Origin of the sequence: Arthrobacter sp. CAU 1506 (assembly GCF_005047635.1) — a bacterium.
Classification (GTDB): domain Bacteria; phylum Actinomycetota; class Actinomycetes; order Actinomycetales; family Micrococcaceae; genus Crystallibacter.
Genome location: NZ_SUKC01000024.1, coordinates 1 through 14,254, shown reverse-complemented (window position 1 = coordinate 14,254; position 14,254 = coordinate 1). Strand labels below are relative to the sequence as shown.

Sequence of the window (14,254 nt, the reverse complement as noted above, 5' to 3'; positions counted from 1 at the left end):
ATGACTGAAAAGCCTTCGGTGAGGGAGGCGGCGGAACGAACGGCCGCCGTCTCCTTCACCGAAATATCTTCCAAGCGCCGGGGCCCCATCCGGCGCTATTTCCATACCCACCCGGTGGCGATGGACTGGGTGCTGGTCGGCATCCATGTGCTGTTTGGGCTGCCGAATGCCGTGATGACCGCGGCCAACGGCGAGTGGTCGCCGCTGCTGCTCCTGTTGGCCGGCGGTGCCGCGCTGGTCTGGCGCCGCCGGTACCCGCTGCTGGTGCTGGCGGCCATTGCCATGGTGGACGCGTTAATCGTGCTGGTGACCAGCACCGGCAGCGGCTCCTTTGCCATGTGGTTCGCCGTATACACGGTGGCAACCACCCAGCCCGCGGTGCGCGCCATCGCGGCGGCGGTGATCGCCGTCGTGCCGATGATGGTGGTCATGGCGGTCCGGATGCCGCCGGAGATCGCCAAGCAAATCGCCAGCGGCGAGGTCCCGGCCTTTGTTGGCCTGATCACCGGGCTGGTGCTGGTCTTGGCCAACATCATCGCCGCGGGCATCGGGGTCACCGTGCGTCGGGACCGGCTGCACGATGCCGAGCTGCAGCGCTGGGCGGCGGACAACACCAAGCTGGCGTCGGCGAACGAACGCACCCGCATCGCGCGGGAGATGCATGACGTGGTGGCGCACTCGCTGTCGGTGATGATCGCGCTGTCGGATGGCGCCGCCGTCGTGGTCCGCAAGGACCCGGAACGCGCCGGACAGGTGCTGGACCAGCTCTCCGCGACGGGCCGGACGGCGCTGGCGGACATGCGCCGGGTGCTGGGCGTGCTGCGCACCGAGAACGGTGTGGAAGCGGCCCCGTTGGCGCCGGCCCCGTCCGGCGACCAGCTGAGCGGGCTGCTGGACGGCTTCCGGGCGGCAGGCCTGCCGCTGCGCACCGTGATGGCCGGCCCGGCGCTGCCGGAGGACCAGAATTTCCGGCTCACCGTGTACCGGATCATGCAGGAATCGCTCACCAACGTGCTGCGCTACGCCAAGGGAGTGTCCAGGGTGGACGTGGCGGTGATCCGCGACGGCGACGCCGTGCACATCACCGTGGCCGACGACGGACGGCAGGCCAGTGCCTCCGATTCGCTGGGCACGGGCCAGGGGATCGTCGGCATGCGCGAACGTGCCGCGATCTACGGCGGCCGCGTTGCCAGCGGTCCGCGATCCGGCGGTGGTTGGATGGTGGAGGCAACACTGTACTGGCCCGGAGAGGGAGACAAGAGTGTCTGAGAGCACCGAAAGCGGCCCGGCGGCGCCGGTGAAGGTCCTGCTGGTGGACGACCAGCCGCTGCTGCGGATGGGCTTCAAGCTGATCCTCGAGGGCGAGGACGACGTCGCGGTGGTGGGGGAGGCGTCCGACGGCGCCGAGGCGCTGGAGTTGACGCGGCAGCTGGCGCCGGACGTGGTGCTGATGGACGTGCGGATGCCGGTGCTGGACGGGATCGAGGCCACCCGGCAGATCGTCACCGCGGGGCTGCCGGCCCGGGTGATCATCCTGACCACTTTCGATCTGGACGAGTACGCTTTCGCCGGGCTGCAGGCCGGGGCGAGCGCGTTCCTGCTGAAAGACGTGGCGCCCGCGGAACTGGTCCAGGCCGTGCGCCTGGTGTCCTCCGGCGACGCCGTGGTGGCGCCGCGGGTGACGGCGCGCCTGCTGGAGACGTATGTGCGCGGCCTCGCCCCGGCCGGCAGCCCGGCGGCCCCGCCGCAGCGCGACCCGCTGCTGGACGACCTGACGCCGCGGGAACTGGAAGTGCTCGAAACCATTGCGGAAGGCCTGTCCAACGCCGAAATTGCGCACCGGTTCTTCCTCTCCGAGGCGACCGTGAAGACGCACGTGCGGCGCATCCTGGCCAAGCTGCACCTGCGCGATCGGGTGCAGGCCGTGGTCTACGCGTACGAGACCGGACTGGTGGTGCCCAGCCAAGGGCTGGATTACTGACGATCCGCTGGTGGTCCGCTGGTCCTCCGCGGGACGCTCTTGCTCCGCGGGACGCGGTCAGCGGTCCCCGGCCGGGGTTTCCCGGGTGCGCTCCTCGGCCCGAACGCCGGGCTGTGGAGGACGGGTCGGGCCCGCGGATTTACGCGCCCGGTCCGGCGTCCGGTAGCATTGATGAGTCTGTGCTGTCAGCACTAGCCGATATTCCTTGTGACAATAGCCAAAACACGTCGGGAGATCGCTGTGCGGTGGCAGGCAGGCAAACGCAACAGAACCTCCTGTTACGGAAAGACCGTGACCGCTTAGCCCGAAGGAGGTGGGTTCACAATGCGTGCTTATGAACTGATGGTAATCATCGACCCCGAGGTCGAAGAGCGTACCGTAGAGTCCTCGCTCGACAAGTTCCTCAACGTTGTCCGCAACGATGGTGGAACCATCGACAAGGTGGACATCTGGGGACGCCGCCGGCTCGCCTATGACATCAAGAAGAAGTCCGAAGGCATCTACGCGGTGGTCAACTTCACCGCCACTCCCGCCACCGCTGCTGAGCTTGACCGCCAGCTTGGTCTGAACGAGACCATCCTGCGCACCAAGATCATCCGCCCGGAGGAGCAGAAGATCTCCGCTGAGTAATCAGCTGTGATCGCCGCGTCCCTTTCCGGGACCGGCATTGAACGAAGACAATCCCGCGCACCAGCTTGGCACGCGGGACCAGGACATCAGGAGGCAACATGGCAGGCGAAACCGTTATCACGCTCGTCGGTAATCTCACCAACGATCCCGAACTGCGGTTCACTCCGTCCGGGTCCGCGGTAGCGAACTTCACCGTTGCATCCACGCCGCGGACCTTCGACCGCCAGTCCAACGAGTGGAAGGACGGGGAAACCCTGTTCCTCCGCGCGTCGGTGTGGCGCGAAGCTGCCGAGAACGTCGCCGAAACCCTGACCAAGGGTATGCGCGTGATCGTTCAGGGCCGGCTGAAGTCCCGTTCGTACGAAACCAAAGAGGGCGAAAAGCGTACCGTCATGGAGCTTGAGGTCGACGAGATCGGCCCCTCGCTGCGCTACGCCTCTGCCAAGGTCACCCGTACCCAGCGCTCCGGCGGCGGGCAGGGCGGCTTCGGCGGCGGCCAAGGCGGCTTTGGCGGCGGCGGCTTCGGCGGAAACCAGAACCAGGGCGGTTGGGGCGGACAGCAGTCCGGCCAGCAGCCCGTACCCCAGGATGATCCGTGGGGTGCACCGGCCGGCGGCAACTCCGGTGGCTGGGGCAACGGTCCGGATTCCAACGAACCTCCCTTCTAACCACAAACCCCATCCCGTGGAAAAGATCCACGGGCTCCACAAGATAAAGGAGCTCCACGATGGCTAAGGCTGAAATTCGTAAGCCCAAACCAAAGTCCAACCCCTTGAAGGCCGCTGACGTCACCGTCATCGACTACAAGGACGTAGCTTTGCTGCGCAAGTTCATCTCTGACCGCGGAAAGATCCGCGCCCGCCGCGTGACTGGTGTCACCGTGCAGGAGCAGCGCAAGATCGCACTGGCTATCAAGAACGCCCGCGAAGTTGCTCTGCTGCCCTACTCCGGCGCTGGCCGCGGCTAAGCGAAGCGAAGAGGAGAGAGTACTGACATGGCAAAGCTCATTCTGACCCACGAAGTGACCGGTCTCGGCACTGCTGGCGACGTCGTCGAGGTAAAGAACGGTTACGCCCGTAACTACCTTCTGCCCCGCGGCTTCGCCCTGACCTGGACCAAGGGCGGCGAGAAGCAGGTGCAGTCCATCAAGGCTGCACGTGCCGCTCGCGAGATCGCATCCCTCGAAGATGCACAGCAGCTCGCGGCCAAGCTGTCCGGCAAGCCGGTCACGCTGACCGTCAAGGCCGGCGAGTCGGGCCGTCTGTTCGGCACCGTCAAGCAGGCCGACGTGGCTTCCGCCGTCGAGGCCGCCGGCCTCGGTTCCATCGACAAGCGCAAGGTCGAGCTGACCGAGCACATCAAGTCGGTGGGCGATTACCAGGCCACCGTGCGTCTGCACGAAGAGGTCTCCGCCGTCATCGACCTGAAGGTCGTTGCTGGCTAACAGCCTCGCTGACAGAGCAGGCCGGGTCCGTTACGGGCCCGGCCTGCTCTGTTTAAGCGCCGTTTAGGCGCCCGGTACGCTGTACCCCATGAGCAGACATCAGTTCAGCCAGGTGGACGTCTTCGCCACCGGACCCTGTACGGGCAATCCGCTGGCCGTGGTCGCGGGAGCGGACTCCCTTGACGACCGGCAGATGCAGCGCTTCGCCAACTGGACCAACCTGTCCGAGACCACCTTCCTCCTGCGTCCGGACAGCCCGGAAGCCGACTACCGGGTCAGGATCTTCACGCCCAGCGGCGAGCTGCCCTTCGCCGGGCACCCGACGCTGGGCACCGCGGCGGTCTGGCTTGCCGACGGCGGGCGGCCGCAGGCTGACGGCGCGGTCATCCAGGAATGCGCCGCAGGCCTGGTGAAGGTGAAGAACGACGGCGGACGGCTGGCTTTTGCTGCCCCGCCGCGGCGCCGCTCCGGGCCGCTGCCCGAAGAGAACGTCGCCAAGATCTGCGCGGCCCTGGGACTCGCGCGCAGCGACGTGCTGCGGCATCAGTGGGCGGACAACGGCCCGCAGTGGCAGGCCTTGCAGTTGCGGGACGCCCAGGCCGTGCTGGACGTGGTGCCGGACTATCCGGCAATGTCGCCGTTCGGCGTCGGACTGGTGGGGGCCCATCCCGGGGGTGCCGGGATCGACTTCGAGGTCCGCGGTCTGATGGGCTTCGAGGAGTTGCCGGCGGAAGACCCGGCGACCGGCAGCCTGAACGCTGCACTGGCCCAGTGGCTGATCGGCGAAGAGGCGGCGCCGGCAAGCTACACGGTCCGGCAGGGAACGGCCTTGGGGCGGGATGCCCGGCTGTACGTCGACGCCGACGGCGAGGACATCTGGGTGGGCGGGGACGTGCAGACGCTGATCACCGGAACAGTGGAGCTCTGAGGCCAACCCTGGGCGGCCAGTTGACCGCAAGACCGGCGTCCGCCAGCGGGGCAGCCGGTTGACTGGCCCACCGGCGCCCGTAAGCGGCAAGCCCACGCGTGCTGACCGACGTCCGCCAGCAGCATGCGCTCGTGCCAGGCTAGCTCTGGAAGGCTTCCGGATCCGCCGTCGTGATGGTGCGGTAGCCGAGCGCGATCAGTTCTTTGAGCACGGCAAGGTCGATATCGGCCAGCTTGTTGACGTACAGGCAGGCGACGCTGGTCTTGTGCTTGCCGAGGCGTTGTAGCAGCGGCACCGCCTCCGGCGCGTAGGTCAGCCCGTACAGGGCCAGGTTGCCCTTCCGCGGGGAGAAGCCGACAGCGGCAGCGTCACCTTCGCGTCCGCTTGCGTACTTGTAGTGGTAGCTGCCGAATCCGATGATCGACGGCCCCCACATCACGGGTTCCTCGCCGGTGACGTCGCGCATCAGCTCCAGCACGGTTTCTGCGTCCTGCCGCCGGATGGGGTGTTCCACTGACGCGAGGAATGCCTCGACGGGGACGTCCGTCGGCGCCGTCTTGTTCTCAGCCATGGGTTGAAGTGTTGCAGAAAGCCTGAGGGGTTGCCAGCACGGTCGGGACGCGTCGCCCGGCCACGCCGCTAGGACTCTTCTTCCGGCCCGATCAGGTCAACAAACTCGCGCGCGTCCGCCTCGGTCGCTTCCGAATTCTCCAGGAGCAGCCGGACGGCATCTTCCCGGTCGCCGCCGAGCGCCGCGCTGCGGATCCGGCCAAACACGTCGTCGTTCAGGCGCGTGCTGGCGATTTCCCTGATGGTGTCGCCTTTGGACACGATGGCCCGGTAGCGGTATCCCCTCGGCGCGGCCCGTGGGGCGGGAGCGGGCTCTTGCAGCGGGGCATCCTCTGCCTGGGCAGGTGCGGGGGCCGCCTGCAGCGGCTCCGCCTTCTCCAGCGGCTGTTCCTGGGCTGCCTTCCGCGGCTCTTCCTCCAAGGGCTCTTTGGGCGCTGCCTTGCGCGGCTCCTTATCCTCCAGCCGGGGTGCAGGGGCTTCATCGTGGGACGACTTGTAAGGCTGCGGGTGCGCCGACATTTGTGCGACGGCGCCGGCGGCCTCGCGGAGTCCGGTGCCGGTGGCGTTGCGGTATTCGCGGATCGCGGCGAGGGCCTGCCCTTGTGCGATCAGCGCATAGATCGCGGTGTGCTGCTGCTGGGTCAGCCGGGCGCTGGCTTCGGCAGCAGCTTCCCTGGAGGTTGCCGGAGTGGCATTGTCCATCGAGCTGCGCATGCGGCCGGTGCGGCTGGTCTTGTTGCGCGTTGCGAGGCGCACGATCAATAGTCCGACGGCGATGACCAGTACAACGATCAGCAGCGGCACCACAAATTCCATACTTGAATCCTACGTCCCGCCCGGTCCACCGCCTCCAGACTCCGCCGACAACGGGTATCACACCGGTGTAATTCACACTGTGGATAACCAGTGGATAACTTTCGCCTACGCTGCAAATTCGGATCTGTCAACAGGCAAAAACTGGACGAAATCCACCGCAAAATTCTTTTAATCCACAGTGCTTCCGCGACGTTTCCGCAGGTCAGAGCCATGTTACCGGCAAGTTAACTTTGCTATCCACAGCTGTGCACACAGCCTGTGCACAAGACACGCCTGTGTATCCACACTTTATCCACAGGGGCGGTGGATAAGTCGCTTGGCGGAAGCGAGGAAGGGGACTACCGTTGCGGAGTATCCCACTGAGAAGTCCGCGCACGGGCTGTAGTCCTGCGCGCCCTTCCGGCAGTTCGCATGAATGTCCGAACCGCCTGATAGTTCTGGACCAGAAGGGGATTCGGTACCCGTTCGAGGAGCAAAGAAAGCAGGCAGAGGTGTCGGTAGCGCACGCGGATTCGGCAACAGGTCGGGATTCCGAATTCGGACGCACGCCGCCGCAGGACCTCGTGGCCGAGCAGTCGGTGCTGGGCGGCATGATGCTGTCCAAGGACGCGATCGCGGACTGTGTAGAAGTGCTCCGCGGCGTGGACTTCTACCGGCCCTCCCACGAGAGCATCTACGAAGCCATCATCGACCTCTACGGTCGTGGCGAACCGGCGGACGCTGTCACCGTCTCCGACTTGCTCACCAAGCGCGGCGAGATTTCCCGCATCGGCGGGCCCGCTTACCTGCACACGCTGATCCAGTCCGTTCCCACCGCTGCCAACGCGGGCTTCTATGCGGAGATCGTGCGTGAACGCGCGGTGCTCCGCCGCCTGGTCGACGCCGGCACCAAGATCGTCCAGCTGGGCTATTCCCACGACGGCGAAGTCGACGCGATCGTCAACGAGGCGCAGGCCGAGATCTATAAGGTTGCCGAGCGGCGCACCGCCGAGGACTATGTCCCGCTGAAGGACATCATTGAAGGCACCGTCGACGAGATCGAGTCCGCCGGCCACCGCGGCGAGGGCATGACCGGTGTTCCCACCGGCTTCTATGAACTCGACGAACTCACCCAGGGCCTGCACGGCGGCCAGATGATCGTCATCGCGGCGCGTCCTGCCGTCGGTAAATCCACCTTCGCGCTGGATTTCGCCCGCTCGGCAGCGATCAAGAACAACATGACCACCGTCTTCTTCTCCCTGGAAATGGGCCGGAACGAGATCGCCATGCGCCTTCTCTCCGCAGAGGCCACCATCGGGCTGCAGGATCTCCGCAAGGGGACCATCAAGGACGAGCAGTGGGGCAAGATCGCCACCACCATGGGCCGCATGAACGACGCCCCGCTGTTCATCGACGACAGCCCGAACATGTCCCTGATGGAGATCCGGGCCAAGTGCCGGCGGCTCAAGCAGCGCCACGACCTCAAGCTGGTGGTGCTCGACTACCTCCAGCTGATGTCCTCCGGCAAGCGCGTCGAATCCCGCCAGCAGGAGGTCTCGGAGTTCTCCCGTGCGCTCAAGCTGCTGGCCAAGGAACTGGAAGTTCCGGTCATCGCCCTGTCACAGCTGAACCGTGGCTCCGAACAGCGCACGGACAAAAAGCCGATGGTTTCGGACCTGCGTGAATCCGGTTCGATCGAGCAGGACGCGGACATGGTCATCCTGCTCCACCGCGAGGACATCTACGACAAGGAATCCCCGCGCGCCGGTGAAGCCGACGTGATCGTGGCCAAGCACCGTAACGGCCCCACCAAAACCATCGTGGTGGGCTTCCAAGGCCACTACTCCCGCTTCGCCAACATGGCGGTCGAGCACGGTTAGTTTTGTAGGTTCTCAACCCACATGTCTTTTTCTCAAACTAGTTGTCAGGCGCCATTGCGCCTAAGCTCCTCGCATCTGCTCTTGGGCCGGTACGGCATGGGCGAATGCTGCTCGTACTCCCACAGGACCCGATTCGTGACTGTACAGGTTCAATCAGTGGCGCCCACTGGAGCTTCATAAGTGGCTCTTGGCAAGACCGAAGGGCTGCTGGCAAAGCATTGGCTACCTCGATGCATGACAAAATGAACCTTTCCGTGGGGAGACCTTCCCTGGTTCAGACTTCGCCAAACGAGTAGCGAGGATCGTCACCACCCAGCTCCGTAATGGCCCGTGGCAGCTTCGACGACCCGATCGGTTTTGGGGAGGTGGTCCACGGGTCTGTCTCCATCGAGATATCCAGAGGGGTCGCAGAGCCATTGCGCGAGAGACTTGTGCGGAATCTTGTACTGCCTTGCTACCGAGAGGAGCAGTGGTATGGATTCGTATCTTTTGCCTGTCCTGCCATCGAACTGGAAGCTGGGATAGACAATGTTTTCGCGGTAGGTGAATCCCAACAGTTTGTCGTCGCGCAGCAGATCCTTGGGTTCGCACAGTGTCTCAGCTATGACGATGTCTGTGATGTCGAGTTCGGAGAAGAAGGTAAACTCCTTATTCATGGCTCTGACGGCTTGCTCTGTTGCAGCGATGGCTGCAGCTGTCTCGGGCGAGACCATGGGGTCCAAATACTCGAAGAACCGTCGAAGATCCCGGCAGGACGCCTCGAACTTGGGTGAGGGATGTTGGTCGTACATTACTTCCCTTCCTACGGCAGCAATGCTCTTCCGGGCGTGGCGTTCTCGGTAGACGACGCACTCAGAGGCCATGTTGAACGTCGTCGAGTACGTAAATGAGCCGGCTCTTTAGGAAACCAACATACCTCCCTGGCGTTCAGAAGAAGTCTTTGAGTGGTTGGCTTCGTCCGGTGGACAATCCAAACGACTGGCTTCCAAAGATCGAGTGGCTGGACTAGAACACAAATGCCTTGACTCCAGACCGATTGGCACGCAGTGGTTCGATCTGACGGCCCCGTCCGACGCTTGCGACTTGGCTACGGACACCGAAACGGCTATCAGCGAACGCGGACGGTAACACTCATGACCGCCGGGAAACTGGCCGGGCATGTGTGGAGTCCATGCGGGTGTACAAGCTGCATGTGCCTTTCGCAAGCGAACCTTGATCGCGAGGGGAACCCTCACGCCCCCGTCGATTCGCCGGAAGGAACGCAGCATTAGTCGCTTCAGCTCATGATCGAAAGTCGGCGACGACGCGATCCAACTGCCCAGCTCACCCGTTGAAGAACTTGCCCCCATGCCGGGCGGCGGCTGCCACAGCTTCCTCCCAGTCAGTGCCAGTTGATAATCGTGGACATCGCGGAGGGCCTTCTGCGCCTCGTACGCGACCAAATGAAACCGAGAGCGTGGAACGCACCCCAGGCCGCCAGCGGAGCGGTCAGGACGGCCTCGCAACATGCCTCTTGATCAACGCCGAGATCCTCGGCGGAGCCGACCTGGAAGAGTCCTTCGCCACCCGCGCCTCATCACACATCCCGGCCAGCATGTGCAGGGCGTCCGCAGCGTCTTTCCGCGTCCCCTTCAACGCCACATCCCCATCCAACTTCCACGAGGTCAGCCGGTCGCGATGCTCCTGCGTGATCTCCAAGAGCGAGGAGATGTCACTCAGATCCTTCTCGGCGAAGCGATGCCGCCAGACCAAAGCCTTCAGGACTAAGGCCGCTTCCACATCCGGTACCAGCACCACGAACTCCAGCGTGTCCCCGGACAGCAAACGGACCTTCACCTCCATCACCAGAGGGGCAGCAGCCAAAGCCAGGGACAACCCGGGAGCTGAATCGAAGCCGCGCTCACCAATTTGCTCTGTCACACCAGGGGTCCCGTGCGGCACCAGCAGGTCTACCTGAAGCGTCTTGTCGTCCCCGGCCGGCTTCTCGTAGGAGTTGCCGGCCGTCGCGGTGTAGCCGCGCTCCAGTAGCTGGTCATGCAACCCTTGACCGGCTGCCGTGGCACGGTCAATCCCGGCGTCCGCATCCGAGGTCGTGCGCGGGATCGCCAGGGCGGTCGGATAGGCGTGGATGAGCATTTGCACCATATGGCCGCCCACCAGCCGGTATTCCGTTTCCCCGGCGGCTTCCACTAGGTCGGCCACTGCCTGGTAGCCGAGGTCGGAGGCCCGCGAGGCGGAATCAACAGTGACGGCGATGCGTGCGCCGTTCACAGGCTGCCGCCCAGGATCGCTGCGCGGAGGCGTTGGGAGGCTTCTTCGGCGTCCGGGCCGGGGCTCCGCATGAGGTCCCACAAGGTGATCAGCGGGTCGGCCAGAGGGTGGCCGTCTGGCCGGCCGGCCATGCGAGCGACAGTCCAAAGCGTCGTGTCGGCCGGGATTGTGGCCACCAGGGTGGCCGAGTCCGGGTCGGCAGGAGTGAAACCAGCGTCGGTCAGGTCTACGGACTGCTTTACGTACAGTTGCACCCGGTTCGGCAGCCGCCACGGAGCGTAGGTATCCGCCGCCACGTCACCGGAGATCAGTGGCTCGCCCTCCATGGACTCCGCGTACTCAGCGGCGTCACGGGCCTGCCGCACGGGGGCGTCCAACCCGTACCAGTAGGTGGATGCACCGCCGGGTCCGGGGTATTCATCGAGCCATTTGTCCAGCAGTGCTGCACGGTCCTCCGGCTCCCAGCCGTGCGGGCGGCGCACGATGTGCCCTTGCAGGTGCTGGAACGCATTCGAGACGGCCGGCTGGGAGATGCCAGCCAAGGGTGCGATGTCGGTCTGGCCCATGGGCTGGCGGGAAAGTATCAGGACGCGTTCGACTGCCCAGCGGCCCCAGGCGTTCTTGCGGTGCTTATTGACGCGTTCGTTGCGCCTCTTGTCGGGCTCACGTTTGAGGTATTCACGGCCGATGATGACGGTGGCCGGTTCCAAGGCGACGAGGTCGACCAGGCCTGCTTCGGCGGCTTCGGTGACTGCTGCCCCGGGCTTGTTGGTGAAGTAGATGAGCCGGACTCTCTGGGTGGTGCTGAGGTCGGTCAGGATGCGGCTGGGGGTCGGGGGCTGGATCGTCACCTTGATGGAGGCTTCGAATACGGGCAGGTTGCGGGCGGCCAGGGACATGCGTTCGAGGTTGCCGGCGGAGGTTCGCACGCCCGCGCGCCGGAGGATGTCCAGGCCTCTGGTGATGATGCTGCTGGGTGTCAGTGCATCCAAGTTGGTTCCTCTATCCCCTTGCTGTGGGTGCTGTCAAATAACCTTAGTTGCGTTTTGTTGTTTCTACTTATACCGGGTTGGGATGGCCGGCAGGAACTCCATCCCCGATCCCCGCACGGCAGCGCCCCCCAAAGGGGCGACGCCATGCGGGCAAAAGTCAGGAAGGCTCCCCACCGTGATCGTCAGAGGGGACTTGCTCATGATAATTTCCGCGTAGAGGCGGCCTCTGCTTCGACAAAGCTGACGTGCGTGATGGGACGAACGGCGCGCCTTGGTCGGGCAATTAGCGACGGGGCAGCAGCCTTTGATCTGCACCTGAAATGCTCGGCCAACTGCTGCTCGGTATGGCCAACTCCATCTGCTGGATCCCGGTCCCGCTCCTTTCTCAGCCCCAAGGAACTTGCACACCCTAGTCCGAGTGTTCTCGCACGGCGTGCTGAGCAACACGGATTTCCCTGAACCTGATCAGAACGTTGTGCAGGGCAGCGGTTCAGTTTCATGCAGCAACTATTTCAGGGAGGTCACTTATCGGCCTACAAGGACAGCGGCAGAAGTAGCTCGCGGGAAAGCCACATCGGAGCTTCCCAAATTGTTCCCTCAGCCGTCCCTGGACGGTGAACCTCAGGAATCTGCCAGGCTACTTGCTCCTAACATCGGTCAGTTGGCGCGCGAACGCTAGATATGGCGAAGGGGTCGTGGGTCGCTGCCCGTATTTTGTCGTACGACGAAGCGCTCGTGATAAGAGAAGTACCCGCCGCGCCCGTGTCACAGCGACATAGAATGTCCGCAACTCGCCCGCCTGCTCATTGGGCGACTTTGCCCGAAAATCTGGAATCTGGCCTTCATTCATGCCAACAATGGCGACCGCTCGAAATTCTCGGCCCTGAGATTTGTGCACCGTGAGCAGCTGAACCCCATGCGTCGCTGAACCACGCTGCCGCCGTGAGCAAAAAAGGCGGAAGCCCCCCCACGTCTGCGATTCACGATCCACTGTCGCGTTGTAGTCACGCCACGCCTTCTCAATTTCCTCAACGTCGGCGTTCCAAGAAGCCAGCTCGGATGTGCTCCCTTCGGTATCAGGGACCAACGTTCTCAGGTTCTCAATGAATCCGCGAATGTCCGTCTCGTCAACCAGTTTTGCCAAGGCTGCGATGAGCACGTTGTCATGTGAACGGATCGCAGCTGCGATTTGTTCACGAGATTTGAGCATCTCTGGGTCTACATCGATAAGCCGACCCAGCTGCCACTGAGGCGACACGTGTCTGGCGGCAGCATTGAATGCAATAAGCTCCAGCACAACTTTGCCGACGAGTCCTTCCAACCAGTCAGCTGCGTCGCTGCTCGTCGAATAGATCACGTCTCTTGCTTCGAGCGCCTTAGCAGTTCCGCGCAGCGCCGAAACTGAGCGTCCGATAACGGCAATATCTTCGGCTCGTATTTCGACCGATTCTCCTGGAGCGACTGACTTTTCGGGTAGACCACTTCGAAGGAGTTCTTCTACCCAGTTGCTGATTTTTGCTGCTTCATCGCTCTCATCTGAGCCGGAGACATATTCAATGCATCCAGGAGCTGCGTGAGGTTCGACAGACGGCTGATTCTGTCCAAGCTGACCGGCGATGAGGCCTGCGACTGCACTGATAATGGCGGCGGACCTGAAATTGTCGGTTAACTCGATGACTTCCGCATCGTAAGATCGCGCGAACTGTCTGATCAAGTCTGGGTCGGCTCCGGCGAAGCTTATTATCGATTGCTTATCGTCGCCCACAAGCATCATTGCAGGACCCTCTCCACGCTCGCCCATCAGAGCCGTAAGTAGGAGATACTGTGACGGCGTCAGGTTTTGGGCTTCGTCAACGACGATATGAGTGTAAGTGCGTCCCAGTTGTCGTCGAACGGACTTAAGTTCAAGTAGTTCACGAGCGGCACTAAGAAGGGCAGCGTAATCCAGTGCCGGAAGACTGGCCAGAGCACGTCCCCAGTCTTCGACCGCCGGGGTGTCGATGTTGCGGGCGCGGTTGAGGTCGATGTCTCTCAGCTGCGCGATAGGATCGGTGGCGGGTTGGAGGCCTTGGCTGTTAAGCCACTGGTTCAACAACTCGGCTCGATCTTCATCCCGAGTCAAGATTTCCGGTTCGACTGGCAAGCCGATCTTCGTCGAGTGTTGACGAAGCAGTGAATGAGCGAACCCATGAATTGTTTCAGTAGTCACTCGCTCAGATTCCGAGCCGACACGCGACCGCAGACGTTCGCCCAACTCCTCGGCAGCTTTGTTCGTATAGGAGAGAGCGAGTATACGTCCGACTCCGTCCTGGGTGAGTAGTCGTTGCACACGGCGCGCAACTACTTCGGTCTTGCCGCTCCCGGCGCCGGCCAAGACCACGATGGCTCGAGAGTCAGATTCGATTGCCTTCCGCTGCAGGAAGCTCAGCGACACCTCGGGGTGCCGATCTTCAAATTGCGACATCAATTTTTTGGATCAATTCTCGTAGGGGGGTTGGCCAACTGTGCCAGTCCGCGTGGCGATCGATGAGTGCACGCGCTAAGAACGTGCCGGAACTACCCTTGAGTTTCTTCATCTGTTTTATGGTGTCACCTGCAAGTCCGGGCTGGATCGTCTGACAGGCCGCAAGGCACATTTCCGGCTCATCGGAATCGAGAGTGTAGATAGCGTTGGCGCGTCGGTTCCCGGATAGAGGTCGAGGTCTTCCGATGATGGAAGTTCTCACACTGCCCATCCGAAAGACCTCGACGTGTCCAACGCTA

General features: G+C 63.2%; 15 protein-coding genes. 8 read left to right on the top strand and 7 right to left on the bottom strand.

Annotated features, from left to right (window positions below):
- From E4J89_RS18465 to E4J89_RS18435, 7 genes are all read left to right on the top strand, one after another.
- Nucleotides 1–1,269, top strand: coding sequence for a histidine kinase (locus tag E4J89_RS18465; RefSeq protein WP_136787677.1), 1,269 nt, complete (start codon nt 1–3; stop codon nt 1,267–1,269).
- A complete protein-coding gene (locus E4J89_RS18460) occupies nt 1,262–1,981 on the top strand; it encodes a response regulator transcription factor (protein ID WP_276606356.1) in 720 nt (239 codons plus the stop codon). The genes E4J89_RS18465 and E4J89_RS18460 overlap by 8 nt, the downstream gene beginning before the upstream one ends.
- Before the next feature lie 324 nt (nt 1,982–2,305).
- Nucleotides 2,306–2,611, top strand: a complete 306-nt coding sequence (rpsF, locus tag E4J89_RS18455; protein ID WP_136787676.1) for a 30S ribosomal protein S6 — start codon at nt 2,306–2,308, stop codon at nt 2,609–2,611.
- A gap of 98 nt (nt 2,612–2,709) precedes the next feature.
- Complete coding sequence (locus tag E4J89_RS18450; RefSeq protein WP_136787675.1) at nt 2,710–3,279, top strand: single-stranded DNA-binding protein; 570 nt, start codon at nt 2,710–2,712, stop codon at nt 3,277–3,279.
- Between the two features lie 59 nt (nt 3,280–3,338).
- The gene (gene rpsR, locus E4J89_RS18445; protein WP_136787674.1) at nt 3,339–3,578 is read left to right on the top strand and encodes a 30S ribosomal protein S18; all 240 of its coding nucleotides are present in this window, start codon (nt 3,339–3,341) and stop codon (nt 3,576–3,578) included.
- Nucleotides 3,579–3,605: 27 nt separating this feature from the next.
- Nucleotides 3,606–4,055: a 50S ribosomal protein L9 gene (gene rplI, locus E4J89_RS18440; RefSeq protein ID WP_136787673.1), complete on the top strand. Its 450-nt coding sequence runs from the start codon at nt 3,606–3,608 to the stop codon at nt 4,053–4,055.
- 88 nt (nt 4,056–4,143) lie between these two features.
- Nucleotides 4,144–4,983 carry a PhzF family phenazine biosynthesis protein gene (locus E4J89_RS18435; protein ID WP_136787672.1) on the top strand — a complete coding sequence of 280 codons (840 nt, stop codon included), beginning with the start codon at nt 4,144–4,146 and terminating at the stop codon, nt 4,981–4,983.
- Nucleotides 4,984–5,122: 139 nt separating this feature from the next.
- Here the strand turns inward: E4J89_RS18435 and E4J89_RS18430 are convergent, their stop codons facing one another.
- A complete protein-coding gene (locus E4J89_RS18430) occupies nt 5,123–5,554 on the bottom strand; it encodes a DUF1801 domain-containing protein (protein ID WP_136787671.1) in 432 nt (143 codons plus the stop codon).
- A gap of 68 nt (nt 5,555–5,622) precedes the next feature.
- The gene (locus E4J89_RS18425) at nt 5,623–6,369 is read right to left on the bottom strand and encodes a hypothetical protein (RefSeq protein ID WP_136787670.1); all 747 of its coding nucleotides are present in this window, start codon (nt 6,367–6,369) and stop codon (nt 5,623–5,625) included.
- 491 nt (nt 6,370–6,860) lie between these two features.
- On the opposite strand from E4J89_RS18425, the gene dnaB reads away from it, so the two are divergent.
- On the top strand, nt 6,861–8,228 hold the full coding sequence (gene dnaB / locus E4J89_RS18420) for a replicative DNA helicase (protein WP_136787669.1): 1,368 nt from the start codon (nt 6,861–6,863) through the stop codon (nt 8,226–8,228).
- A 305-nt stretch (nt 8,229–8,533) separates the two neighbouring features.
- On the opposite strand, the gene E4J89_RS18415 is transcribed toward dnaB, so the two are convergent.
- From E4J89_RS18415 to E4J89_RS19595, 5 genes are all read right to left on the bottom strand, one after another.
- The gene (locus E4J89_RS18415; RefSeq protein ID WP_136787668.1) at nt 8,534–9,019 is read right to left on the bottom strand and encodes a hypothetical protein; all 486 of its coding nucleotides are present in this window, start codon (nt 9,017–9,019) and stop codon (nt 8,534–8,536) included.
- A 697-nt stretch (nt 9,020–9,716) separates the two neighbouring features.
- Entirely contained in the window at nt 9,717–10,499 is a 783-nt protein-coding gene (locus E4J89_RS18410) for a hypothetical protein (RefSeq protein WP_136787667.1), read from the bottom strand.
- Nucleotides 10,496–11,491, bottom strand: a complete 996-nt coding sequence (locus E4J89_RS18405; protein ID WP_136787666.1) for a hypothetical protein — start codon at nt 11,489–11,491, stop codon at nt 10,496–10,498. Before E4J89_RS18405 ends, E4J89_RS18410 begins: the two co-directional genes overlap by 4 nt.
- 637 nt (nt 11,492–12,128) lie before the next feature.
- Nucleotides 12,129–13,955: an ATP-dependent helicase gene (locus tag E4J89_RS18400; protein WP_136787665.1), complete on the bottom strand. Its 1,827-nt coding sequence runs from the start codon at nt 13,953–13,955 to the stop codon at nt 12,129–12,131.
- Nucleotides 13,942–14,254, bottom strand: a 313-nt coding sequence (locus E4J89_RS19595) for a hypothetical protein (RefSeq protein ID WP_205754540.1), incomplete at its 5' end; no start/stop codon positions are given. The genes E4J89_RS18400 and E4J89_RS19595, both read right to left, overlap by 14 nt.